A 22,620-nucleotide genomic window follows, 5' to 3' on the forward strand; every position below is an offset into this window, starting at 1 on the left:
CCGAGTCCAGCAGCGCCGGGCGCAGCCACGCTTCGCTACTGGGCTCGTCGATGCGCTGCAGGGCCCGGCGCAGCGCGTCCTCGCTGACCACCTTGCTCATCCCCAGCGCCTGCGCGGCCACCGCATCACCGCGCAGCGCCGTGACATGCGCATAGCGTTTGTGGCCGGCCAGGATCGCCAGAACCAGCGTACCCAGCACGTCACGCTTGCCCGGCGCATTCGGACTGGTGTACGCCAGCGGGAAGGCCTCAACCCAGCGGTCGAACACGCCCGCGGCGGCCAGGAACTCGGCGAAGAACACCAGTTGCCCGTTGGGCGTAGCTGCCGCGCCCTCGTCCCAGCGCACGTGCATGCGCCCGCCCAGCGTGTCCACCACCATCGGCTCGTCGCCACCCACCGCGGCCGAAACAGCCCGCTCTCGCTTGCGTCGTGCTTCACCCATCGGGTGAGTGTCACCGATGGCCTGCCGCCCGCATCAGCATTGGCCTTCAGCCCAATTCGGTGACTTCAACTGCCGGATCTAGGCTGAATGGCCCTCGATGGGCCGTTCAGCGCGTGGTGGCAGAAAACCACCGCTCCTCAAACTCGGCGGCGGCTACCCCCTTCCCGAACCACCACCCCTGCCCCCAGTCGCAGCCCATCTCCCGCAGCGCCAGCATCTGGGCCTCGGTCTCGATGCCTTCGGCCACCACCTCCATGCCCAGCTCATGGGCCATCGTCACGATGGCCCGGCACAGGGCCAGTGCCTTGCCGCCGGCCTCGAGGCCGGCGACGAAGCTGCGGTCGATCTTGACCGTGTCGATGGCGTGGTGCTGCAGATAGCTCAGCGAGGAATAGCCCGTGCCGAAGTCGTCCAGCGAGATGCTCAGGCCCGCCTCGCGCAAGGCCCGCAGCCGCTGCGCCACCGCCTCGTCGCGCTCCAGCAGCAGGCCCTCGGTGATCTCCACCGCCAGTCCGTCGCCGGGCAGGCCCAGTGCACGCAGATGCGCGCCCCAGTCGGGCTGCACGCGGTGGCTGCGCTCGCCGAGGAACTGCACCGGCGACTTGTTGATGCTGATCTGGAAACCCTCGTGCCCCGCTGCCCGCCAGGCCTTGGCCTGGACCGCGGCCTCACGGAACACCCAGTTGCCGATCTCGACGATGAGGCCGCTGGTCTCGGCCAGCGGGATGAACTGCGCCGGGCTGACCTCGCCCAGCTGAGGATGCTGCCAGCGCAGCAGGGCCTCGGCCTTGCGCGGCGGCGCGGCCGGGTCGCGCAGCGACAGGATGGGCTGGTAGACGAGGCTGAACTGGCCCGCCGGCAGCGCCTCGCGCAATTCGCCGGCCAGCCGGGCGCGGCGCTGGGCGGCCTCGTGCAGCGCCGGCGTGAACAGGCGCATCCGGTTGCGCCCGGCGCCCTTGGCCTCGTACAGCGCCAGGTCGGCATGCTTGAACAGGGCCTCGATCTCCAGGCCGTCCTGCGGTGCCAGGCTGACGCCGATGCTGGCCGACACATAGAGCCGCTCGCCCGCCACCGCGAAGGCCTCGGACAGGGCCTCTAGCAGTTCGTGGCCGACGCGCCCGGCCGCCGCGGCCGCCTCGGCCGTGGCCAGCAGCACGGTGAACTCGTCGCCGCCCATGCGCGCGACGACGCCGCCTGCGGGCATGCAGTCCTGCAGCCGTCCGGCCACCTGCACGAGCAGGGCGTCGCCGACGTCGTGGCCGAGGGAGTCGTTGACCTCCTTGAAGTGGTCGAGGTCCACGAACATCACGGCTAGCTCCTCGCCCCGCATGTCCAGCTGGGCCAGCGCCCGCTCGATGCGCTCGCGCAGCGAGCGCCGGTTCGGCAGCCCGGTCAGGGTGTCGATGCGGGCCTGCTGCCAGACCAGCGCCTCCTGGCGCTTGCGCTCGGTGATGTCGGTGTGGGTGCCCACCATGCGCAGCGGCTGGCCCGCCGCGTCGCGTGCGATGACGAGGCCGCGGCTCAGCACCCATTTCCAGCTGCCGTCCTTGGCGAGCACGCGGTGCTCGTTGCGGTACAGCGGCGTGCGGCCGGCGAAGTGCGCATCGCGGTCGCGTGCCATCTGCTCGATGTCGTCGGGATGGGTGCGGCCGTCGAAGGCGCGCGGTGTCGCGTCCACGTCGCCGGGCTCGAAGCCGTAGAGCCGCATGATGCCCTCTGAGAAATACTCGGCCTGCTCCTGCACCCGCCAGTCCCAGACGCCGTCACCGCTGCACTCCAGCGCCAGCTTCCAGACCTCCTCGGCCGCGCGCCGATGCGTCACGTCGGTGTGGCTGCCGATCCACAGCGCCGAGCCGGGCAGGCGGCGCGCCTGGGCCAGCATCCAGGTCGAGCCGAAGCGGTACTCGCGTTCGAAGGCATCGCCCTGCTGGGCCGCTTCCCAGGCCGCCGCGAAACCGGCGCGATCCTCGGCATGCAGCCAGCCGGCCAGCGGCGCGGGCAGGGCGGGCCGGCCCAGGGCCTCGGTCATGCGGGAGTTCATCCACAACAGCCGGCCCGAGGCGTCGGCCTGCCACACCTGCTGGGGCAGGGCGTCGAGCAGAGCGGCAAAGTGGACGGGCGTGGACATCGGCGATGGATACGGGACTTGCCGGGACTGTATGCCTGCTGCGATAGGCCACAATCGCGCCCGCCCGAGTCGTTCGGGCGAGTTTTTGGACGAGACCCCCCGCATGAACAAGACCGATCTGATCGAACACCTGGCCGCCAAGCACGAGCTGAGCAAGGCCGAAGCCGGCCGCATCCTCGAGACCCTGCTGGACGCTGTCGTCACCACCGTCAAGAAGGGTGGCGCCGTGTCGATCCCGGGCTTCGGCTCCTTCAAGCAGCACGCCCGTGCCGCTCGCAACGGCGTGAACCCCAGCACCGGCGCGAAGATCAAGATCGCCGCCGCCAAGCTGCCCAAGTTCACCCCGGGCGCCGGCTTCAAGGCCGCCGTCGATCCCAAGGCCGCCGCCAAGAAGGCCGCTGCCAAGCCCGCCGCCAAGCCGGCCGCCAAGGCCAAGAAGAAGTAATTCTTCGCTGCCATGAGCGCGCGCAGTGGAAGTCCGACGATCGTGGATGTTGCCCGCGAAGCGGGCGTGTCGATCAAGACGGTTTCGCGCGTGCTCAACCATGAACCCGGCGTGCATGAAAGCACCCGGGATCAGGTGCTCAAGGTGGTGGAGGCGCTGCGCTACCGGCCCAAGCAGTCGGCGCGCAGCCTCGCAGGCGGGCGTTCCTTCCTGATCGGCCTGCTCTATTACGACCCCAGCGCGATCTTCGTCGGCAGCGTCCAGCAGGGCGCCACGCTGCGCTGCCGCGAGCTGGGCTATCACCTCGTCGTCGAGTCCCTGCACAACGATGCGCCCGACCTGCGCCAGCAGATCGACCGCATGGTGCTGGCGCTGCGGCCCGACGGCATGATCCTGACGCCGCCTCTGTGCGACAACCCCGAGGTGCTCGCGGCCCTGCGCGAGAGCGGCACGCCCTGCGTGCTGATGTCCCCGGAGCGTGACATCCGCGGCGTGCCCTCGGTGCGCATGGACGACGTGCGCGCGGCCGAGGAGATCACCAATCTGCTGCTCAGCCTGGGCCACCGGCGCATCGCCATCATCAAGGGGCCGCCGGACCAGTCCGCCAGCGCGGCGCGCTACCAGGGCTTCGTCAATGCGCTGCGCGCGCACGACATCGAGCCCGACTCCGAACTGGTCCAGCCCGGTGCCTTCACCTTCGCCAGCGGGCGCGATGCGGCCCACAAGCTGCTGAGCGGCCGCCAGCGCCCGACGGCCGTGTTCGCCAGCAACGACGACATGGCGCTGGGTGTGCTTGCCGCCGCGCATCGGCTTGGCCTGAACGTGCCCGGCGAGCTGTCGGTGGTGGGCTTTGACGATTCGCCGACCGCGGCTCTCGTCTGGCCGCCGCTGACGACCGTGCGCCAGCCGGTCGCCGAGATGGCGCGCGCCGCCGTGGAAATGCTGGTGTCCGTGCAGCGGCCCGACATGGCGGCTCCGACCGACGACGCCGACCTGCACAAGGTGCTGCCGCACGAACTCGTCGTGCGCGACTCGACCCGGGCTCGCTGAGCCCCGCCCGCGCGCCGGCCGGGCAATCTTCCAGGCGCAGGATGCGTGCAGTTCCGGTACTGTTGATTGCGCAACCAGACATCGCTGTCATTTTAATTGACAGCGCTGTCATGTGTCGGCAAGATGCGCGCGCCTGAACCCGCCCAGCCCGCGCCTGCGCGCCGGGCACCGACCTGCCGCCGAACGGCTCCTGACGAGACCATGAATCTGCCCGACCTCGACCGCATCGACCCCGCCGCCCTCGCCCAGTCCTTCCCGCCCGACTTCCTGTGGGGCGTGGCCACCAGCGCCGCGCAGATCGAGGGGGCCGCCTTCGAGGACGGCAAGGGCGCGTCCATCTGGGACCGTTTCTGCCGCCAGCCCGGCCGCATCAACGACGCGTCCAACATCGACGTCGCCTGCGACCACTACCACCGCTATCGCGACGACGTTGCGCTGATGCAGGGCCTGGGCCTGGACTGCTACCGCTTCAGCTTCTCGTGGCCGCGCGTTCAGCCGCTCGGCCAGGGCGCCTGGAACGAGGCCGGCTTCGGCTTCTACGACCGCCTGATCGACACCCTGCTCGAGGCCGGCCTGCAACCCCATGCGACGCTCTACCACTGGGACCTGCCGCAGGCGCTGGACGAGGGCCTGGGCGGCTGGCTGTCGCGTGAGGTCGTGGCCCGCTTCGCCGACTACGCCGCCGAGATCGCGCGCCGCTTCGGCAGCCGCCTGGCCAGCATCGCCACCCACAACGAGCCCTGGTGCACGGCGACGCTGGGCTACGAGACCGCCCAGTTCGCGCCCGGCCACCAGAGCCGCGTCGAGAGCCTGCAGGTGGCCCACCACCTGATGCTGTCTCATGGCGACGCGGTCAGGGCGATGCGTGCCGAGACGGCGGCCAGGCTCGGCATCGTCCTCAACCACACGCCGTCCTTCCCGGCCACGCCCGCCGAGGCGGACCGCCGCGCCGCGCGCATCGACGACGGGCTCAATGTGCGCTGGTATATGGACCCGATCTTCCGCGGCGTCTACCCGGCCGATGCCTTCGAATACGTCGGCGCCGACGCGCCCAGCGTCGAGGCCGGTGACCTGGAGCGCATCCGCCAGCCGCTGGACTTCCTCGGCATCAACTTCTACACGCGCAGCCTCTTCGGCGCCGACGGCAAGACCGTGCCCGGCCCGGGCAGGCGCGGCTTCACCGACATGGGCTGGGAGATCGTGCCCGAGGTTTTCGCGCAACACCTGGTGCGCCTGGCCCGCGAGTATTCGCCGCCGCCGATGTTCATCACCGAGAACGGCATGGCCAATGCCGACCGCATCATCGACGGCCGCGTGCCGGACGCCGAGCGCATCGCCTACCTGTCTGCCCATCTGCAGGCCCTGGCCACGGCCATGAGCCTGGGTGCCGACGTGCGCGGCTATTTCTACTGGAGCCTGCTCGACAACTTCGAATGGAACTCGGGCTACGACAAGCGCTTCGGCCTGGTCCACGTCGACTATGCGACGCTGGAACGCCTGCCCAAGGACAGCGCCCACTGGTACCGGGACTTCATCGCCCGCCACCACGCGCGGCGCTGAGCCATGGGAGGAGGTCGACCCTGCAGCCGACCGTCATGCCGATACCGCCACGGGGGGCGGTCGACCACGCTGCGGGCCTGTCCGGCCTGCGCGGATGATGGCGGCCGGGCTCCTTAGCATGGATTCCTCCGCGTTTGCACCGACTTGTTGACAGGATTTCGGTCACGATCAGGCGCTAAGCTCCGAGTTGTGCCGCGGACGTGATTTTTCCCTCATGGCCGTGGGCGCAGCGGGCCGAATTGACGTACAGCTAGAGCTTGTCTCAAGCCACTGGCACAAGGTCGTGCCGGCGCAAAGTCAAGGAGAGCCCGGTGCATCACGGGTTTCATGAGCGAATGCAGGACAGAACAAGCGATCCGCTGATCGACGTCAGCCAACTGGCCGTCGGGATGTTCATTCATCTCGACCTCGGCTGGATGTCGCATCCCTTCCCGCTTTCGAGCTTCAAGATCGCGTCCAGCGACCAGCTGCTGATCCTGCGCCGCCTCGGCCTGACCCAGGTGCGCTGGAGCCCGGCCAAGAGCGACCTGCCGGAGCAGCCCGAGGTCGTGGCCCCGGCGGTCGCCGCGACTGTGCCCGATGCGGCCGCGCCGGCCACCAACGAGCCGACGCCCGATGAGCTGGCACGCGAAGCCCATCGCCGTGCGCTCGCCGCCCAGCGTGAGGCGCTGCGTCTGTGCGAAGCCCAGTACGGCGAGGCCTCGGACGGCTTTCGCATCGTCATGGACCTCGTGCGCAACGACCCGCACCAGGCCCGCGCCCAGGCCGAGCGCCTCACCGCCGCGCTGCTCGACAAGATGCTCGTCGAGGGCGACCTGAACATGCGCCTGCTCAACGAGGCCGCGGGCGACCGCAGCACCGCGCATGCGCTCAACGTCTGCATCATCGCGCTGCTGCTGGGCCGTGCCTTCGGCCTGGGCCGCGACGAGATGATGGATCTGGGCGTCGGCTCGCTGTTGCACGACGTCGGCAAGCTCGAGATCGCTGCCCGGTTGCGGCATCGCGACGAGAGCTTCACCTCCGCCGAAACCCAGGCCTACCAGCAGCACGTCGCCAAGGGCGTCGCCATCGCGCAGACCATGGGCCTGGCCCCGGCGCCGCTGCTCATCATTGCGCAGCACCACGAGCACGCCGACGGCAGCGGCTTCCCGCAGCGCATCAACATGGACCGCATGAGCACCGGCGCGCGCATCGTCGCGCTGGTCAACCGCTTCGACGGCCTGTGCAACCCGCTGATCAGCTCCAAGGCGATGACGCCCCACGAGGCGCTGTCGCTGATGTTCGCCCAGGGCCGCAACCGTTTCGACGCGACCATGCTGAACGCCTTCATCCGCATGATGGGCGTCTACCCGCCGGGCTCCACCGTGCAGTTGACCGACGACCGCTATGCCCTCGTCGTGTCGGTCAACTCGGCGCGGCCGCTGAAGCCGCGCGTGATGGTCCATGACCCCAAGGTGGCCAAGGAAGAGGCCCTCGTCCTCAATCTCGAAGAAATGCCCGACCTCGGCATCCGCCGCAGCCTGAAGCCGCAGTTCCTGCCGCGGGCGTCGCTGGACTATCTCAGCCCGAGGGCACGCATCGCCTACTTCTTCGATGCCGTCAGTACGGGGCCAGGGGAGTTGGCCGCGTGAGCGCGAGCCGCGAGGCACTCCCCCACCAGCTTCGTGTTCCCGAGGCGCCCCCCGCGATGGGCGCCCTGCTTGAAGGCCTGCCCGATCCCGCCTGGCTGGTGGATGGCGAAAGCCTCACCGTCAGTGCCGTCAACCGCGCCGCGTTGCGCCTGCTCGGCCTGAAGCCTGAGCGTGCGCTCGGCCAGCCGCCGGCCTTGCTGTGCGGCTCGCTGGAGGACGAAGCCTTCTGGATGGGGGCCTCGCAGGACCCCTTCGCCCGCATCCGTTCCGACACTGTGCTGACCCACAGCGATGGCCAGCCGCGCTGGGTCAGCCGCAGCATCAGCCCCATCCACACGCCCGACGGCAGCCACTACTGGCTGGTGCTGCTGCACGACCAGACGCGCCGCCGCCGCGCCGAGGCCGAGCGCGAGACCCTGCTGGCCGAACTGCGCGCGACGCTGGAATCCACCGCCGACGGCATCCTCGTCGTCGACCTGGCCGGCCGTGTGCGCAGCTTCAACCGCCGCTTCGCCAAACTGTGGGGCCTGCCCGGCGGCCTGCTGCACGAACCCGGCGATGCCGGCCTGTGGCTGAGCCTGCAGCGCGTCATGCGCGATGGCGAGCAGTACCGGCTGCGCATCGAGGCCCTGCTGGACGCGCCGCTGATGCGCTCCAGCGACGTGTTGCGCTTGGCCGACGGGCGCGTGCTCGAGCAGGTTTCGCTGCCGCAGATGAGCCGCGGCGAGCCCATCGGCCGGGTGTTCTCCTTCCGCGACCTGAGCGAGAAGCTGGCCGCCCACCAACGCATCGAGGAGCTTGGCCGCTCGGACGCGCTGACCGGCGCGCCGAACCGCCGCGCGCTGGCCGACCGCATAGTTCAGCAGATGGCCGCCGTCGACACCGGCGACCCGCCGCCCGTCTTCGCGCTGCTGCATTTGGACCTGGACCGCTTCAAGCAGATCAACGACACGCTGGGCCACAGCTATGGCGACCGCGTGCTGCGCGAGATCGTCGAGCGCCTGCGTGGTGCGGTTGGCGCCAACGACACCCTGGCCCGCCTGGGCGGCGACGAGTTCGCGCTGCTGATCGATGGCGCCCAGGTCTTCGAGGCCGAGGCCGCCGCCCGCCATGTGCAGCAGCTGCTGGCTCAGCCCTTCAGCTTCGACACGCTGAGCTTCACCGTGACGGCCAGCTGCGGCATCGCCCTCTACCCCGGCGATGGTGGTACGCCCGACGAGCTGATGGCCAGCGCCGAGCGCGCGATGCACTGGGTGAAGGAGGGCGGCCGTGCGGGCTTTCGCTTCCATGTGCCGCGCAAGGAGGTCGACCTGCTGTCGCGCATGCGCCTGGACCATGCGATGCGCCAGGCCCTGGCCGAGGGGCGCTTCCGCCTGCACTACCAGCCCCAGGTCGAACTGGGCAGCGACCGCGTCATCGGCGCCGAGGCGCTGATCCGCTGGCGCGACCCCCAGCGCGGAGACATCTCGCCGGCCGAATTCATCCCGCTGGCCGAGGAGAGCGGCTTCGTCGTCGCCATCGGCGACTGGGTGCTGCGCGAGGCCGTCGCCCAGGCTGCCTACTGGCTGGGCCGCGGCCTGCGCATGCCGGTCGCCGTCAACGTGTCGGCGCTGCAGTTCCAGCAGGCCGGCTTCGTCGAGAACGTCGCCGAGACGCTCAGCGAGGCCGCGCTGCCGGCCAGCCTGCTCGAGCTGGAGCTGACCGAGGGCGTCCTGCTCGGCGATGCCGAGGAGGGGCTGAAGCGCATGCGCGCGCTGGCGGGCCTGGGCGTCACGCTGTCCATCGACGATTTCGGCACCGGCTACTCCTCGCTCGCCTATCTGAAGCGCTTCCCCATCCAGCGCCTGAAGATCGACCGCAGCTTCGTGCAGGGCCTGCCCAGCGACCCCAGCGACGTCGGCATCGCCAACGCCATCGTGCAGATGGGCCGGGCGCTGGGCCTGCAGGTCATCGCCGAGGGCGTCGAAACGGAAGCCCAGCGGGATTTCCTCGCTCAGGCGGGCTGCCATGAGTTCCAGGGCTATCTGTATGCGCCGGCGCTGCCACCCGAGGAATTCGAGCGGCGCGTGCGCCCGCGCCGCCATGTCGTCGATGCCGCGGTGTCCGGCTGGCTGGGTCTGGCTGGCGGCTGAACAAGCAGCCGGCCGCGCGACACAATGCGGCCATGCTCTACCGTTTTAAATCCAAGGCCGGCGCCGACGTCGTCATGCTGGCCGACTCCGGCGACGCCGTGCTGCACCTGCTCGGCCGCGATCCCGCGCCCCAGGGCATCCTCGAGCTTGCGGCTCTGCCCGGCCTGATTCAGGCCATGGAAGCCGGCGTCGCGGCCGACGAAGCCCGGTTCCAGCGCGCCGTCGATGCGGCCAAGGCTGCCGGCGAGCCCGCGCCGCGCCGGCAGGGCGTGTCGCTGCGCCAGCGCGCCTGGCCGCTGCACGAGCTGATGCAGCGCAGCCTGAAGGAAGGCGTCGACGTCGTCTGGGGCGTCTAGTGCTGGAGCAGGTCACCCGCATCGTGCTGATCCGCCACGGCGAGACCGCGTGGAATCGTGCGACCCGCATCCAGGGCCACACCGACATCCCGCTCAGCCCCCTGGGCCTGGCCCAGGCTGAACGCCTCGCCCAGGCACTGGCCGACGAGCCGCTGGCCGCCCTGTATGCCAGCGACCTCAGCCGCGCCCGCCAGACCGCCGAGGCGTTGGCGCGCCGGCGCGGCCTGGATATCCAGTTCGATACCGATCTGCGCGAACGCGCCTTCGGCTGCTTCGAAGGCCTGGACTGGCAGCAGATTTCCGAGCAGTACCCAGAAGATGCCGAACGTTGGCGGCGTCGTGAGCCAGATTTTGCAGTCGGCGGCGGCGAGAGCCTGAGCGGATTCAGTGCCCGCTGCCTGGCGGCGGTGCGGCGCGCTGCGGCGGCTCACCCGGGCCAGGACGTAGCCATCGTCGCCCACGGTGGTGTGCTCGATTGCCTCTACCGCGCTGCGACCCGCGTGGCGCTGAACGCCCCGCGAAGCTGGCAGCTCGGCAACGCGACGATCAATCGCCTGCTCGCGACGGCCGATGGCTTCACCCTCGTCGGCTGGAACGACGACCAGCATCTGGCGGGGCTCAGCGCCGACGACATCGGCGCCTGAATTCGCGGCAAGACGGGCCGCTGCGATGACTTCACCCGCTCAAGGCCCCTAAGCCCACTGTTGCATCCGCGCGTCGGTCCTGTCGGATCAGCGGAAACCCGCTTCTATACTGGCCGCCACTTGTCCTTCATGGCAGGGCCGTCAACCCAGCCGCAACCCATCTGCAAAGGCACACAATGAAGAAGATCGCACTCGTCGCCGCCCTGGCCGCCGTCGCCGCCCCGGCTTTCGCTCAAAGCTCCGTGACCCTGTGGGGCCGCCTGAACACCTCGGTCGAGAGCCAGAAGTTTGGTAACAACGACCGCATCACGGCCGTGCAAAACAACTCTTCGCGCCTGGGCTTCCGTGGCACCGAAGACCTGGGTGGCGGCCTGAAGGCCAGCTTCAACCTGGAGCATGGCTTCGCCTCCGATACCGGTACCATCCAAACTTTCGGCAGCCCGTCGAACACGTTCTGGTCGCGTCAGGCCAATGTTGAGCTGTCTGGCTCCTTTGGTACCGTTCGCCTGGGTTCGTGGTTCCCGGACTCCTACTTCTCGACCGTTGACCGCACCAGCAACCACAACCACGACACCGGTACGTCGTCGGACGCGCTGTTCTCGGACTTCGGTTTCGCCCGTCGTACCAACAAGGTCGGCTATTTCTCGCCGAGCTTCGAAGGCTTCAGCTTCATCGTTTCCGCCCATGCCGGCGAAGGTGCCGCGAATGACAGCCGTGCATTCGACCTGTCCGCCAACTATGAAGTTGCCGGCCTGCACGTGGCTGCCACCTACGCCGAAGCCGACGCTGTCGGCGCCTGGGCGAAGCACAAGACCTTCGGCTTGGAGTCTGATTACGCCTTCGGTCCCTTCCTGGTGACCGGCTACTACCAGCGCGAGGAAGTGGACGGCTTCAAGTCGCGCGACATCGGTCGTCTGTCGGCCATGTACACGCTGGGCCAGTCGGAGTTCCACGTCAACGTCGGTGGCACCCGCTCCGGCAGCGATGGCACTTTCAAGAACGGCGGCGCTTCGCAGTGGACGCTGGGCTACAACTACAACCTGAGCAAGCGCACCAAGGTGTACGGCTTCTACACCAGCATCGACTACAAGGATCCGGTGCAGAGCGCCAATCCGGCCAACTTCAAGTCCTCGCTGGCCGTCGGTATCCGCCACAACTTCTGATCCTCCGGGACCTGAAGCATGAAAGCGCCCTTCGGGGCGCTTTTTCGTTGGGGCGGCGCTTATTGGCCGGCGTCGTCTTGTTGTCGAAGCAGGCCTTGCGGCCTGTCTTCATTCGCCGAACAAATCCGGCGAACCTTTGCCGCTGGGTGGTGCGAGCCCGAGGTGGCGCCAGGCTGCCAGCGTCGCGATGCGCCCGCGCGGCGTGCGCTGCAGAAAACCCTGCTGGATCAGATAGGGCTCGATGACGTCCTCGATGGTGCCGGCCTCCTCGCCGATGGCGGCGGCGACGTTTTCCAGGCCGACCGGGCCGCCGTCGAAGCGGTGCACGACGGCCTCCAGCAACTTGCGGTCCATCAGGTCGAAACCCTGGGGATCGACGTCCAGCATGGCCAGGGCCTTGTCGGCGATGCCGGCGACGATGCGGCCGTCGCCCTTCACCTCGGCGTAGTCGCGCACGCGGCGCAGCAGGCGGTTGGCGATGCGCGGCGTGCCGCGGGAGCGGCGGGCGATCTCGAGCGCGCCGTCGGCATCGATGGGCGCACCGAGCAAGCCGGCAGAGCGGGTCACGATGCGCTGCAACTCGGCCGGCGTGTAGAACTCCAGGCGTGCGACGATGCCGAAGCGGTCGCGCAGCGGGTTGGTCAGCATGCCGGCCCGGGTCGTCGCGCCGACCAGCGTGAAGGGTTGCAGGTCCAGCTTGATCGAGCGTGCGGCCGGCCCCTCGCCGATCATGATGTCGATCTGGTAGTCCTCCAGCGCCGGGTAGAGGATCTCCTCGACGACGGGGCTGAGGCGATGGATCTCGTCGATGAAGAGGACGTCGTTCTTCTCGAGATTGGTCAGGATGGCCGCGAGATCCTTGGGCTTCTCCAGCACCGGACCGGAGGTCTGACGCAGATTGACGCCCAACTCGGCCGCGATGATGTGGGACAGCGTCGTCTTGCCCAGGCCCGGCGGGCCGAATAGCAGCACATGGTCCAGCGCCTCGCGGCGCTTGCGGGCGGCGCCGATGAAGATTTCCAACTGCTCGCGGGCCTTGGCCTGGCCGACGTAGTCGTCGAGCAGCTTGGGCCGCAGCGCGCGTTCCAGCGCCTCCTCGCGGCTGGATTCGGGCGCGGCATTCACCAGCCGCGGGGCGGGGGCGAAGTCGTCGGTCTGGATGCTCATGACAGCGTGCTCACGACAGCTTCTTCAGCGCCAGCTTGATGCCGTCGCTCACGCCCACGTCGGGCGGCAGCGCCTTCAGCGCGGCGGCGGCGTCCTTTTCGCTGTAGCCCAGCGCGACCAGGGCCTGCAGGATGTCGGCCTGGGCATCACTGGCGACCGTGGCCGGCAGGGCCAGGTCGGCGCCGAGCTTGCCTTTCAGCTCCAGCAGCAGGCGCTCGGCCGTCTTCTTGCCGATACCCGGCACCTTGGTCAGCCGACCGGCCTCCTGACGCGAGACGGCCTGGGCCAGATCGGCGACGGAAAGGCCGGACAGCAGGCCCAGCGCCATCTTCGGGCCGACGCCGCTGATCTTGATGAGCTGGCGGAAGGTCGCGCGTTCTTCCTGGGTCAGGAAGCCGAACAGCTGGTGTGCGTCCTCGCGCACGACGAGGTGGGTCAGCAGCACGGCGCGCTCGCCGAGCGCGCCGAGGTTGAAGAAGGTGCTCATCGGCACATCGACCTCGTAGCCGACGCCGGCCACGTCGATCAGTACCTGGGGGGGCGTTTTCTCGGCGATGACGCCGCTGAGTCTTCCGATCATGGCCCGATTATCCGGGCCACGTCAGGCTCAGTTACGACCGAACAAACCCAGCCGCTGGGCTTCGAGTGCGGCCTCGGCGCGCGAGCTCACATTGAGCTTGCGGTAGATCTGCTTCACGTAGTCGGCGATGGTGTGGCGGGACAGTCCCAGCTGCACGCCGATCTCGGGCAGTGTGAAGCCCTTGGCCACGCGCAGCAGCACCTCGGTCTCACGGTCGGTCAGCGAGACCTCGTGCAGCAGCGCCTGCGAGCTGGGCTTGGCGTGGGCCGCGAAATAGGCGATGACCTTGCGTGCGATGGAGGGCGATAGCGGCGGCTCGCCCTGGCTCATGCGCTGCAACTGCTCCACCAGCAACTCGCGCGACTGCTCTTTCAGCAGATAGCCGAAGGCGCCGGCCTGCAGCGCCGGGAAGAGGTGTTCGTCGTCGTCGTGGATGGTGACGATGACCGACTGCACCTCGGGTTGCTTCTCGCGCAGCGCGGCGATGACCTCGACGCCCGAGCCGTCCGGCAGGCCCAGGTCCAGCAGCGCGAGTGTGAAACGCTGGCTGTTGACCAGGGAGAGCGCATCCTGCACGCGCGAGCATTCGGTGATCTGGGCGTTGGCGAACACCTGCTTGACCAGCGCCTTGAGCCAGGCGCGGATCTCCGGGATGTCTTCGAGCAGCAGGATGTGGTTCATGGAAACCTCGGGGGAATCAGAGCGGAATCGTCAGACGGATGACAGTACCCCAGCCGGGGCCGGATTCAACCAGGCATTGGCCATGCATCTGCTTGGCGCGTGACTTCATGCTCGCCATGCCGTGGCCTCTGTCCAGTCGGCCGTCCAGTTCGGTCGGGATGCCCTGTCCGTTGTCCTGGATGGTCAGGATGAAGTCGCCGGCCTGCACGGCGCTGGAGATGGTGGCGTGCGTGGCGCCGCTGTGCTTGATGATGTTGGACACCGACTCGCGCAGGATGCGCGTCGTCTGCACATAGGAGCGCGCCTGCAGCGTGTGTTCGACGTCCTCGGCCGGCGACTTCCATTCGGCCAGGATATTGGCCTGGCCCAGGCGCGACACGACCTCGGCGCGCCAGTCGCCCAGCGCGTCGATCAGGTGAACCGGCTTGCCGGTCAGGCCGCGCACCGACAGGCGCATCTCCTCGAGCGCCTCGCGTGCCAGCGTCGAGATGCGGTCGGACTCGCTGGTGTGCACGATGGTCAGCAGCTTGGCGCCCAGGTCGTCGTGCAGGTCGGCCGCGATGCGCTTGCGCTCGCGCTCGGTGACCTGCTCGAGCTTCTGCTCCGCCAACTGGCCGTGGGCCCGCTCCACTTCGGCGATGCGGTCGGCCATGCGCTGCTCGGTCGCCGTGGCCCGCCGCTCGGCATCCATGCGGGCATGCGCGACGCTGCTCACCAGTTGCAGGCCCAGGGCCAGCGTCAGCAGCGGCAGCGCCAGCGTGAGCCATGGCGAAGCGCTCAGCCACAGCGACTCGTTGACGGCGGCGAGCAGCATCTCGGCCAGTAGGGCGAGCATGGTGGGCAGCAGCAGCGCGGTCATCAGCCGCAACTCCCGGGCCTGGACTTCGTCGGGGTTGGATCGCAGGCGCTCGCGGCGCAGCCACAGCGCCCAGCCCATGGCCGCTATCAGTTCCAGCTCCAGCACGACATACCAGACCACACCCAGCATGCCGACCTGGCCGCCGGTCAGCAGCAGGCTGGCCGGCACGACCAGGCACTGGATCAGCAGCGCGTGGTCCAGCCAGCTGCGCTGCCAGTTCATCTGGCGCAGCAGATATTGCACGGCGCACAGCACCAGCAGCGTCATCAGCAGCGGCTTGAGCCCGGCGGCGCCCGGCGCGGTGGCGGCGCGCAGCACGACCCAGCTCAGCATCATGCCGACGAGGAAGCTCGCCGGCCGCTCGCGCGGATGCTGGCCCGAGACCAGGCCGACGACGGTGGCCATCAGCGCCAGCATGGCGGCGACCCAGGCGTGCAGCGTGGCGGCCCAGTACAGGGCGGGCGCCACCTGGGTCTGGGCCTGGGCGACGGCCGGGCAGCAAAGCACCGCGGCCGGCAGGAGGGTGAGGGGAAGGCGCCGGGCCAGCATGGCCCCCGGCGCGGTCGAGGCAATCATGGGGCGGCATTGTGAGGGAGGCCCGGGCCTGCCGCGCCGGGGAATGCACCAGCGGCGACAATCCGCATCCCACGTTTCTGGCGCCCATCGTGATCCTGCGCTTCGAGTTCGAGCCCGTCGACAACACCCGCCTGGCCCGCGTCTGCGGCAGCCTGGACGCCCATCTGCGCGAAATCGAGGCGGCGCTCGGCGTGAAGGTCTCGCGCCGCGACGCCGAGTTCCGCGTCAATGGCGCCAAGGCGGCGGCCGAGCGCGCGCAAGGCCTGTTGCAGGGCCTCTACGAACGCGCCCGGCGCCCGCTGTCCGCCGAGACCCTGCAACTCGCCCTGGTCGAGGCCAAGGCGCCCGCCGACAAGCCCGCGCCGAGGCCGGGCGAGGACGGGCCGCTCGTGCTGCGCACGCGGCGTGCCGACCTATCGGCCCGCACGCCGCGCCAGCACCAGTACCTGCAGCAGATCCTGTCGCACGACATCACCTTGGGCCTCGGCCCGGCCGGCACCGGCAAGACCTTCCTGGCCGTGGCCTGCGCGGTGGACGCGCTGGAGCGCGCCAGCGTGCAGCGCATCATTCTGACGCGGCCCGCGGTGGAGGCCGGCGAGCGCCTGGGCTTCCTGCCCGGCGATCTGACGCAGAAGGTCGACCCCTATCTGCGCCCGCTCTATGACGCGCTCTATGACCTGCTCGGCTTCGACCGCGTGACCAAGGCCTTCGAGAAGGGCCAGCTGGAAGTCGCGCCGCTGGCCTTCATGCGCGGGCGCACGCTCAACCATGCCTTCGTCATCCTCGACGAGGCGCAGAACACGACGCCCGAGCAGATGAAGATGTTCCTGACCCGCATCGGCTTCGGCAGCCGCTGCGTCGTCACCGGCGACACCAGCCAGATCGACCTGCCGCGCGGCGTGCAGTCCGGCCTCATCGACGCCGAGCATGTGCTCGCCAAGGTCAAGGGCATCGCGATGACGCGCTTCACCAGCGCCGACGTCGTGCGCCATCCGCTGGTGGCCCGCATCGTCGAGGCCTATGAGGCGCGCGCCAAGCGCGAAGGACGCGAAGCATGAACGCAAAACCCGGGCTCAGCCTGTCCCTGCAGTTCGCGGACCCGCGCCACCGCGCGCTGCTGGTGCGCCACAAGGTGCAGCGCTTCGTCCGCGCGGCGCTGGAGCTGCCCGGCGAGATCGCCGTGCGCATCGTCGATGCCGAGGAGGGCCGTACGCTCAACCGCGACTACCGCGGCAAGGACTACGCGACCAATGTGCTGACCTTCGACTATGCCCACGAGCCCGTCGTCGGCGCCGACCTCGTCATCTGCGCCGAGGTGGTGGAGCGCGAGGCGGCCGAGATGGGCATCGCCCTGCTTGACCACTATGCCCACATGCTGGTTCACGGCACGCTGCATGCCCAGGGCTATGACCACGAGGAAGACGACGAGGCCGAGTGCATGGAGGCGCGCGAGACCGAGATCCTCGCCGGCCTCGGCATCGCCGACCCCTACAGGCGCGCCTGAGATCGGCAAGCCTGGCGCCTACCGGCCCGATCCGCGATGAGACGACGCGCCCTGCTGCTGTCCGGCTGGCCCGTCGCCTGGGCCGGCGGGGCGGTCGAGCCCGCGGCGGCCCAGGCCGAGGAATTGCGCCTGTCGCGTTTCCCGAAGAGTGCCAACCAGCTGATCGCGTCGCATATCCTGCAGGAGGTCTACCGGCGCTGCGGGCTGGCCGCCCGGATTGAGCCCTTGCCGCCGTCGCGCGCGCCCATTGAGGCATTGGCCGGCCGGCTCGACGGCGAGGTGTCGCGGCTGCGCAGGCATCAGGACGACTACCCGGCCCTGGTTCGCGTCGTGCCGGCCTTCGACTACTTCGTGATGACGGCCTTTTCCAAGCGAAGGATCGCCGTGGCGTCGCGCGAGGATCTGCGGCGCTATCGCGTCGGTGCGATCCGCGGCGTGCAGGTGGTCAACGATCTGGTGGCCGGCCTGGAAGGTGTCGAGCGCGCGGCCAACTCCGAGAGCCTCTTCATGATGCTGGCCGCCGACCGCTTCGACATCGCCGTCGATGTCGACATCAACGGCGCCGTTCAGATCCACAGGCTTCGGCAGAGCGGCATCCAACCGGTGGGCGTGCTGCTGCAGGCCGAGGTCTTCCACTACCTCGCGCCGCATCGGGCCTATCTGCAGGCGCGGCTGTCGGAGGCCATCTCCGACATGCGCCGCAGCGGTGAACTGGAGCGGCTGAAGCGCCGCTTCAGCCAGCAGTTCATCGAACTTGGGCTCGAGGCGGACTGAGCCGGGCGGCCGGCCTCAGCCGCGCCGCAGCAGCCTTGCGGCGTCCAGTGCGAAATAGCTCAGCACGCCGTCCGCGCCGGCGCGTTTGAAGGCCAGCAGGCTTTCCATCATCACGGCGTCGTGGTCCAGCCAGCCGTTGGCTGCGGCGGCCTTGAGCATCGCGTACTCGCCGCTGACCTGGTAGGCAAAGGTCGGCACGCCGAACTCGTCCTTCACGCGGCGCACGATGTCCAGATAAGGCATGCCGGGTTTGACCATCACCATGTCGGCGCCCTCGGCCAGGTCCAGGGCCACCTCGCGCAGCGCCTCGTTGCTGTTGCCGGGGTCCATCTGGTAGGTCTTCTTGTCGGCCTTGCCCAGGTTGGCGGCCGAGCCGACCGCGTCGCGGAAGGGGCCGTAGAAGGCGCTCGCGTACTTGGCGCTGTAGGCCATGATGCGCGTGTGGATGTGGCCGGCGGCCTCCAGCGCCCGACGGACCGAGCCGATGCGGCCGTCCATCATGTCGCTGGGCGCGACGATGTCGACGCCGGCGTCGGCCTGCACCAGGGCCTGCTTCGTCAAGATATCGACCGTCGTGTCGTTCAGGATATAGCCGCTCTCGTCGATGACGCCGTCCTGGCCGTGGCTGGTGAACGGGTCCAGCGCCACGTCGGTCAGCACGCCGAGCTGGGGGAAGTGCTTCTTGAGCGCCCGCACCGCGCGCGGCACCAGGCCGTCGGGGTTCAGCGCCTCGGCGCCGTCGGGCGTCTTCAGCGCGGCGTCGATGACGGGGAAGAGGGCGATGACCGGCACGCCCAGCTCCACGCACTGTTCGGCCGTGCGCAGCAGGTGGTCCAGGCTCTGGCGCGACACGCCGGGCATGGACGCGACGGCCTCCAGGCGGTTCTCGCCTTCATGGATGAAGACCGGCAGGATCAGGTCGCTGGGCAGCAGCGCATGCTCGCGCACCAGGGCGCGCGTGAAGGCGTCGCGGCGCAGGCGGCGCGGGCGGGATGCGGGGAAGGGGGGCGGGGTGAAAACTGAGCGGGTCACGGGCGATCCTCGATGGGCGGCCCGGCGCGTGATGGACGACACATCCCGGCGTCATTTATTCGTGACGCCACCGCTCAAGCGCGCTAAACTTGTCCGCGAATGATAGCCGCAAGGTGGTCGTTCCCTGCTTTTCCTCCCTGAGCAGGAGCCTTAGCGTGATGACAGCGATAAGGCTTTCTCGGCCCCGGTCCAGACCGGGGCTTTTTTTTCGCGCGCCACTGGCTACAGCGCCAGCTCGAAGTCGCGGTGCGCCTGGGTCAGGATCTGATGGCCCGAATCCAGCAGCAGCGCGTCGTCCTCGATGCGCACGCCACCCTGGCCGCGGATGTAGAGGCCGGGCTCGATGGTGACGATCTCGCCGGCCTGGAGCAGGGCCTCGCAGTCGCCGTTGAGGAAGGGTTGCTCGTGCAGGATCAAACCCACGCCATGCCCGAGGCCGGGACCGGCATGGGCGGCGAACTCGCTGGCCGCCAGCACGGCGGCGGAGGCCACGTCCAGAGCGCGGCCGCTGATGCCCGGCTGTAGCAGCGCCAGCGCTGCCTGCTGGGCGCGGGCGACCGTGTCGTGCATGCGTTGCTGCCAGGGCTGGGCACGGCCGGCGACGTGGCTGCGCGTCATGTCGGAGCGGTAGCCATTCACCACCGCGCCGTAGTCCAGCACGATCAGGTCGCCGCGCTGCAGCGTGCGCCCGGACGGCGCGCTGTGCGGCAGCGCCGAGCGCGGGCCGAAGCCGAGGATGGTGGGGAAGGACAGACCCTCGGAGCCCAGCTCCTGCAGCAGGCGCTCCAGGCGGTTGGCGAGCTCGCGTTCGGTCACGCCCAGGCGGATGCTGGGGCGCAGCGCGGCCAGCGCCGCGTCGCCCAGCGCGGCCGCCTTCGCGATCTGCTGCTGCTCCCAGGCGTCCTTGACGCACCGGGCCTGGACCAGCACGTCCGCCAGCGGCCGCAGCGCCAGCCCGGTGAGGTCGGCACTGATGTCGGCCCACTGCGCGACGCTGACGTGGGCGGCTTCATAGCCCACCGCGCGTGCGCCCAACTCGGCCAGCACGCGGCCCAGCGTCTGCCCCAACCGCTCGCGCTGGCGGTCGCGGCACAGGGCCTCGGTCGTCACGCCCTGGCGCCACGGGTGGTGCACGCACTCCTCTTCGGCCTGTTCGATGAAGCGGTAGTCGGTGACGAGGCTGCTGGTGCGTGCGCCGACGATGCCGAATGCCGCCTCGCCGCTGTAGTTGAAGAGGTAGCGCAGATGCTCGGGTGCGCTGATCAGCGCGGCGTCCAGGCCGGTAGCGGCCATGTGGGTGCGCAGCCGCTCCAGGCGCGCGGCGAACAGAGGTTGCAGAGGGGAGTTCATCGCAGCAGGAATCCAGGGGTCAACGGGTCTTGCGGGATCAGCAGGAACTCGTGCCGGCCGGTGATGTGGGCTTCGCCCTCGACACCCGGCACGATGGCCGCGTGCGGGCCGCAGCGCGAGGCCGCGTCGGCCCAGACCTGGAAGCGCGTGCCCAGCACGCTCTCTATGGTCAGCCGCTGGCCCAGCGGCAGCTGGCCGCGCGCATGCAGCAGCGCGGCGAAGCCGGAGACGCCGCTGCCCGTGGGGCTGCGGTCCAGCTCGCCTTCGGCGAAGACGCAGACATTGCGGTACTGCGCACCGGCTTCCGGCGCCGGGCCGGTGAAGATGGTGCCGTACAGAAAGCCCAGGTCGGGGCTGTCGGGGTGGCTGATGGGCGTGCCGGCGCGGACGATGGCGTCCTTGATGCGGCGCCCGGTGTCGACCAGCTGCGCATGGTTGCCGGTGGCGAGCGACAGGCCGAGCGCTGCCGCGTCCACATAGGCATAGAACGCGCCGCCATAGGCCAGTGCGTAGCGCACGGCCCCCAAGCCGGCAACCGCTATCGTCTGCTGGTCGGCCAGCACGAAGGACGGCACATTCAGGAAGCGCACGCGGCCGACGCGCCATTGCCCGTCGCGCGGCTCGCAGTCCGCCTCCAGCCGTATCTGGCCGCAGGGCGCGTCGATGTTGAGCCGCGTGCGCGCGCCACTGGCCGGCACCCAGCCGCTCTCGATCGCCAGCTTGGCCAGCGCGGGCATCGCGTGGCCGCACATCGTGCTGTAGCCCTCGTTGTGCATGAACAGCACGCCGAAGGCGCTGTCCGCGCGCTCCGCCGGCGTGATGACGGCGCCGTACATGTCGGCATGACCGCGCGGCTCGAACATCAGCGCGCGGCGAAGGTGGTCGAAGCGCTGCTGGCAGTCGCGGCGGCGCTCCAGCTGCGTGCTGCCGCGCAGTGCCGGGAAACCGTCAACGACGACGCGCAGCGGCTCGCCCGCGGTGTGGCAGTCGATGCTGCGCAGCGTCAGCGCGTCGGCGGGTGGCCGCCAGGCGGCCAGCGGTGAGGTGGCGGATTCCATCGCGGCAATGTAGTCATCAAGGGCCGCCGTGGATATGCCGATTTCGGCCTCGCACACGCCGACTTCCGGCTTGAGGCCACGGCGCCAACTCCCGACCATGCCGGGGTCTTCGTGAGGTGCCGGGTAGCGGCCATGCATATGAAAAATTCGGCCTGGGTTGTGGTGGTGTCGGCGGCCTTGTTTGCCTGTTCAGCGCCGCCGGTGCAGGAAGAAGGCGGTGCCGGCCAGGTGCTGAAGCACGCGCACCGCTGCGGCCCCAGCCTGCTGCTGCGTTCGCAGGCGCTGCAGGCCGGGCAGGAGGCGCAGATCTGCCAGGACCTCGGCGCGGTGGAGCAGCGCTTCCATGCGCTGTTCGGCACGGCCGGCAAGCCGGTGGCGCATGACGTCAACGAGGCCCTGCGCGCCAACATTTACGCATCGGCGAAGGACTTCAAACAGTGGGCCGGCAGGCATTTCGACATGCCGGTGGACAACGGCGGCATGTATCTGGAGGGGCATCCCGAGCGTGCCGGCAACCAGGCCGAGTTCGTCGCCTACCAGCGCGACGACGGCAGCGTGCACAACCTGGCGCACGAGTTCACCCATTACCTGGACAGCCGCTTCAATCTCTACGGCGATTTCTGCGCCAACCTGCACGACTCGCATTCGCCGCCGGAGAACTGCGCCCAGCCCTCGCCGCTGCGGCCCTATCTGGTCTGGTGGACGGAGGGCGTGGCCGAGTACGTGGCCCGGGGCGACGCGCATCCGCGGCTGAAGGCGATCGCGCAGGCCCAGAAGCTGCCGCTCAGCGAGCTGTTCGACACCGGCTACGAGACCGAGGGCGGGCCTGAGCGCATCTACGGCGGTGGCTATCTGGCCGTGCGCTATATGATGGAGCGCCAGCGGTCGCGCATCGAACAGATGCTGGCGCTCACCCGCGCGGGCGACTACCCGCGCTACCAGGCCCTGGTGCGTGGCTGGGGGCGGAGCATGGATGCCGACTTCGCGGCCTGGGTTGCCTCGCTAGCGGGCTGAACTGCAAGGCTGCGCGGCGCGGCTCCGGTCACAATGACCCGATGCTCTGGGTCAAAGCCTTCCACATCGTCTTCGTTGCCGCCTGGTTCGCGGGGCTGTTCTATCTGCCGCGCATCTTCGTGAACCTGGCCATGGTGCCGGCCGACAGCCATGCCGAGCGCGAGCGCCTGCTGCTGATGGCGCACAAGCTGCACCGCTTCAGCAGCATCCTGATGGGCATGGCCCTGCTGCTCGGCCTGTGGGTCTGGCTGGGCTTCGGCGCGGGCCGCTTCGCCGGCAGCCACTGGCTGCATGCCAAGCTGCTGCTGGTCGTCGGTGTCATCGGCTACCACCACATGAACCGCCGCCTGCTGCGCAGCTTCGAGGAGCTGTCCAACCGCCGCAGCCATCGCTGGTTCCGCGTCTACAACGAGACCGCCGTGCTGCTGTTCACCGCCATCGTCCTGCTGGTGACGGTCAAGCCCTTCTGACTCG

General features: G+C 69.4%; 22 protein-coding genes. 13 read left to right on the forward strand and 9 right to left on the reverse strand.

Annotated features, from left to right (window positions below; translation table 11 throughout):
- Positions 1 to 442: hypothetical protein (locus EV671_RS24205; RefSeq protein ID WP_132576484.1), on the reverse strand; the 442-nt coding region annotated here is incomplete at its 3' end.
- A 106-nt stretch (positions 443 to 548) separates the two neighbouring features.
- On the reverse strand, positions 549 to 2,570 hold the full coding sequence (locus EV671_RS24210) for a putative bifunctional diguanylate cyclase/phosphodiesterase (protein WP_165917707.1): 2,022 nt from the start codon (positions 2,568 to 2,570) through the stop codon (positions 549 to 551).
- A 103-nt stretch (positions 2,571 to 2,673) separates the two neighbouring features.
- On the opposite strand from EV671_RS24210, the gene EV671_RS24215 reads away from it, so the two are divergent.
- The 8 genes from EV671_RS24215 to EV671_RS24250 all read left to right on the forward strand — a co-directional run bounded on the left by EV671_RS24215 (position 2,674) and on the right by EV671_RS24250 (position 11,551).
- Positions 2,674 to 3,015, forward strand: a complete 342-nt coding sequence (locus EV671_RS24215) for an HU family DNA-binding protein (RefSeq protein ID WP_088485602.1) — start codon at positions 2,674 to 2,676, stop codon at positions 3,013 to 3,015.
- Between the two features lie 12 nt (positions 3,016 to 3,027).
- Positions 3,028 to 4,065, forward strand: a complete 1,038-nt coding sequence (locus tag EV671_RS24220; RefSeq protein WP_132576486.1) for a LacI family DNA-binding transcriptional regulator — start codon at positions 3,028 to 3,030, stop codon at positions 4,063 to 4,065.
- 201 nt (positions 4,066 to 4,266) lie between these two features.
- The gene (locus EV671_RS24225) at positions 4,267 to 5,625 is read left to right on the forward strand and encodes a GH1 family beta-glucosidase (protein ID WP_132576487.1); all 1,359 of its coding nucleotides are present in this window, start codon (positions 4,267 to 4,269) and stop codon (positions 5,623 to 5,625) included.
- Between the two features lie 335 nt (positions 5,626 to 5,960).
- Positions 5,961 to 7,256 (forward strand): cyclic di-GMP phosphodiesterase, encoded by a 1,296-nt coding sequence (locus EV671_RS24230; RefSeq protein ID WP_132576488.1) that lies wholly within the window; start codon positions 5,961 to 5,963, stop codon positions 7,254 to 7,256.
- A gap of 56 nt (positions 7,257 to 7,312) precedes the next feature.
- Positions 7,313 to 9,388 (forward strand): putative bifunctional diguanylate cyclase/phosphodiesterase, encoded by a 2,076-nt coding sequence (locus EV671_RS24235; protein ID WP_132576489.1) that lies wholly within the window; start codon positions 7,313 to 7,315, stop codon positions 9,386 to 9,388.
- A 32-nt stretch (positions 9,389 to 9,420) separates the two neighbouring features.
- Positions 9,421 to 9,744: a DUF1840 domain-containing protein gene (locus EV671_RS24240; RefSeq protein ID WP_132576490.1), complete on the forward strand. Its 324-nt coding sequence runs from the start codon at positions 9,421 to 9,423 to the stop codon at positions 9,742 to 9,744.
- Positions 9,744 to 10,388, forward strand: coding sequence for a histidine phosphatase family protein (locus EV671_RS24245; protein ID WP_338139966.1), 645 nt, complete (start codon positions 9,744 to 9,746; stop codon positions 10,386 to 10,388). Before EV671_RS24240 ends, EV671_RS24245 begins: the two co-directional genes overlap by 1 nt.
- A gap of 176 nt (positions 10,389 to 10,564) precedes the next feature.
- Positions 10,565 to 11,551 carry a porin gene (locus EV671_RS24250; protein ID WP_132576491.1) on the forward strand — a complete coding sequence of 329 codons (987 nt, stop codon included), beginning with the start codon at positions 10,565 to 10,567 and terminating at the stop codon, positions 11,549 to 11,551.
- A 108-nt stretch (positions 11,552 to 11,659) separates the two neighbouring features.
- On the opposite strand, the gene ruvB is transcribed toward EV671_RS24250, so the two are convergent.
- Genes ruvB through EV671_RS24270 form a run of 4 tightly spaced genes read right to left on the reverse strand, consistent with a single transcriptional unit; the run spans position 11,660 to position 15,414 of the window.
- Positions 11,660 to 12,718, reverse strand: a complete 1,059-nt coding sequence (gene ruvB, locus EV671_RS24255; RefSeq protein ID WP_132576492.1) for a Holliday junction branch migration DNA helicase RuvB — start codon at positions 12,716 to 12,718, stop codon at positions 11,660 to 11,662.
- Between the two features lie 10 nt (positions 12,719 to 12,728).
- Complete coding sequence (ruvA, locus tag EV671_RS24260) at positions 12,729 to 13,298, reverse strand: Holliday junction branch migration protein RuvA (RefSeq protein WP_132576493.1); 570 nt, start codon at positions 13,296 to 13,298, stop codon at positions 12,729 to 12,731.
- A gap of 27 nt (positions 13,299 to 13,325) precedes the next feature.
- On the reverse strand, positions 13,326 to 13,979 hold the full coding sequence (locus EV671_RS24265; protein ID WP_132576494.1) for a response regulator: 654 nt from the start codon (positions 13,977 to 13,979) through the stop codon (positions 13,326 to 13,328).
- Between the two features lie 16 nt (positions 13,980 to 13,995).
- Positions 13,996 to 15,414, reverse strand: coding sequence for a sensor histidine kinase (locus EV671_RS24270; protein ID WP_132576495.1), 1,419 nt, complete (start codon positions 15,412 to 15,414; stop codon positions 13,996 to 13,998).
- Positions 15,415 to 15,503: 89 nt separating this feature from the next.
- On the opposite strand from EV671_RS24270, the gene EV671_RS24275 reads away from it, so the two are divergent.
- Genes EV671_RS24275 through EV671_RS24285 form a run of 3 tightly spaced genes read left to right on the forward strand, consistent with a single transcriptional unit; the run spans position 15,504 to position 17,692 of the window.
- On the forward strand, positions 15,504 to 16,472 hold the full coding sequence (locus tag EV671_RS24275; protein WP_132576496.1) for a PhoH family protein: 969 nt from the start codon (positions 15,504 to 15,506) through the stop codon (positions 16,470 to 16,472).
- Positions 16,469 to 16,918 carry an rRNA maturation RNase YbeY gene (gene ybeY, locus EV671_RS24280; RefSeq protein ID WP_132576497.1) on the forward strand — a complete coding sequence of 150 codons (450 nt, stop codon included), beginning with the start codon at positions 16,469 to 16,471 and terminating at the stop codon, positions 16,916 to 16,918. The genes EV671_RS24275 and ybeY overlap by 4 nt, the downstream gene beginning before the upstream one ends.
- Positions 16,919 to 16,954: 36 nt before the next feature.
- Positions 16,955 to 17,692 carry a substrate-binding periplasmic protein gene (locus EV671_RS24285; RefSeq protein WP_132576498.1) on the forward strand — a complete coding sequence of 246 codons (738 nt, stop codon included), beginning with the start codon at positions 16,955 to 16,957 and terminating at the stop codon, positions 17,690 to 17,692.
- 15 nt (positions 17,693 to 17,707) lie between these two features.
- Here the strand turns inward: EV671_RS24285 and hemB are convergent, their stop codons facing one another.
- From hemB to EV671_RS24300, 3 genes are all read right to left on the reverse strand, one after another.
- On the reverse strand, positions 17,708 to 18,724 hold the full coding sequence (hemB, locus tag EV671_RS24290) for a porphobilinogen synthase (RefSeq protein ID WP_132576499.1): 1,017 nt from the start codon (positions 18,722 to 18,724) through the stop codon (positions 17,708 to 17,710).
- A 222-nt stretch (positions 18,725 to 18,946) separates the two neighbouring features.
- Positions 18,947 to 20,074 (reverse strand): M24 family metallopeptidase, encoded by a 1,128-nt coding sequence (locus EV671_RS24295; RefSeq protein WP_132576500.1) that lies wholly within the window; start codon positions 20,072 to 20,074, stop codon positions 18,947 to 18,949.
- The gene (locus EV671_RS24300; protein WP_132576501.1) at positions 20,071 to 21,132 is read right to left on the reverse strand and encodes a proline racemase family protein; all 1,062 of its coding nucleotides are present in this window, start codon (positions 21,130 to 21,132) and stop codon (positions 20,071 to 20,073) included. Before EV671_RS24300 ends, EV671_RS24295 begins: the two co-directional genes overlap by 4 nt.
- 132 nt (positions 21,133 to 21,264) lie before the next feature.
- Between EV671_RS24300 and EV671_RS24305 the strand changes: the two genes are divergently transcribed.
- A complete protein-coding gene (locus EV671_RS24305) occupies positions 21,265 to 22,146 on the forward strand; it encodes a collagenase (RefSeq protein WP_132576502.1) in 882 nt (293 codons plus the stop codon).
- A gap of 41 nt (positions 22,147 to 22,187) precedes the next feature.
- Complete coding sequence (locus EV671_RS24310) at positions 22,188 to 22,616, forward strand: CopD family protein (protein WP_132576503.1); 429 nt, start codon at positions 22,188 to 22,190, stop codon at positions 22,614 to 22,616.
- The last annotated feature ends 4 nt before the right edge of the window (positions 22,617 to 22,620 follow it).

Source organism: Roseateles saccharophilus, assembly GCF_004342485.1.
GTDB classification, from domain to species: Bacteria; Pseudomonadota; Gammaproteobacteria; order Burkholderiales; family Burkholderiaceae_C; genus Pelomonas; species Pelomonas saccharophila.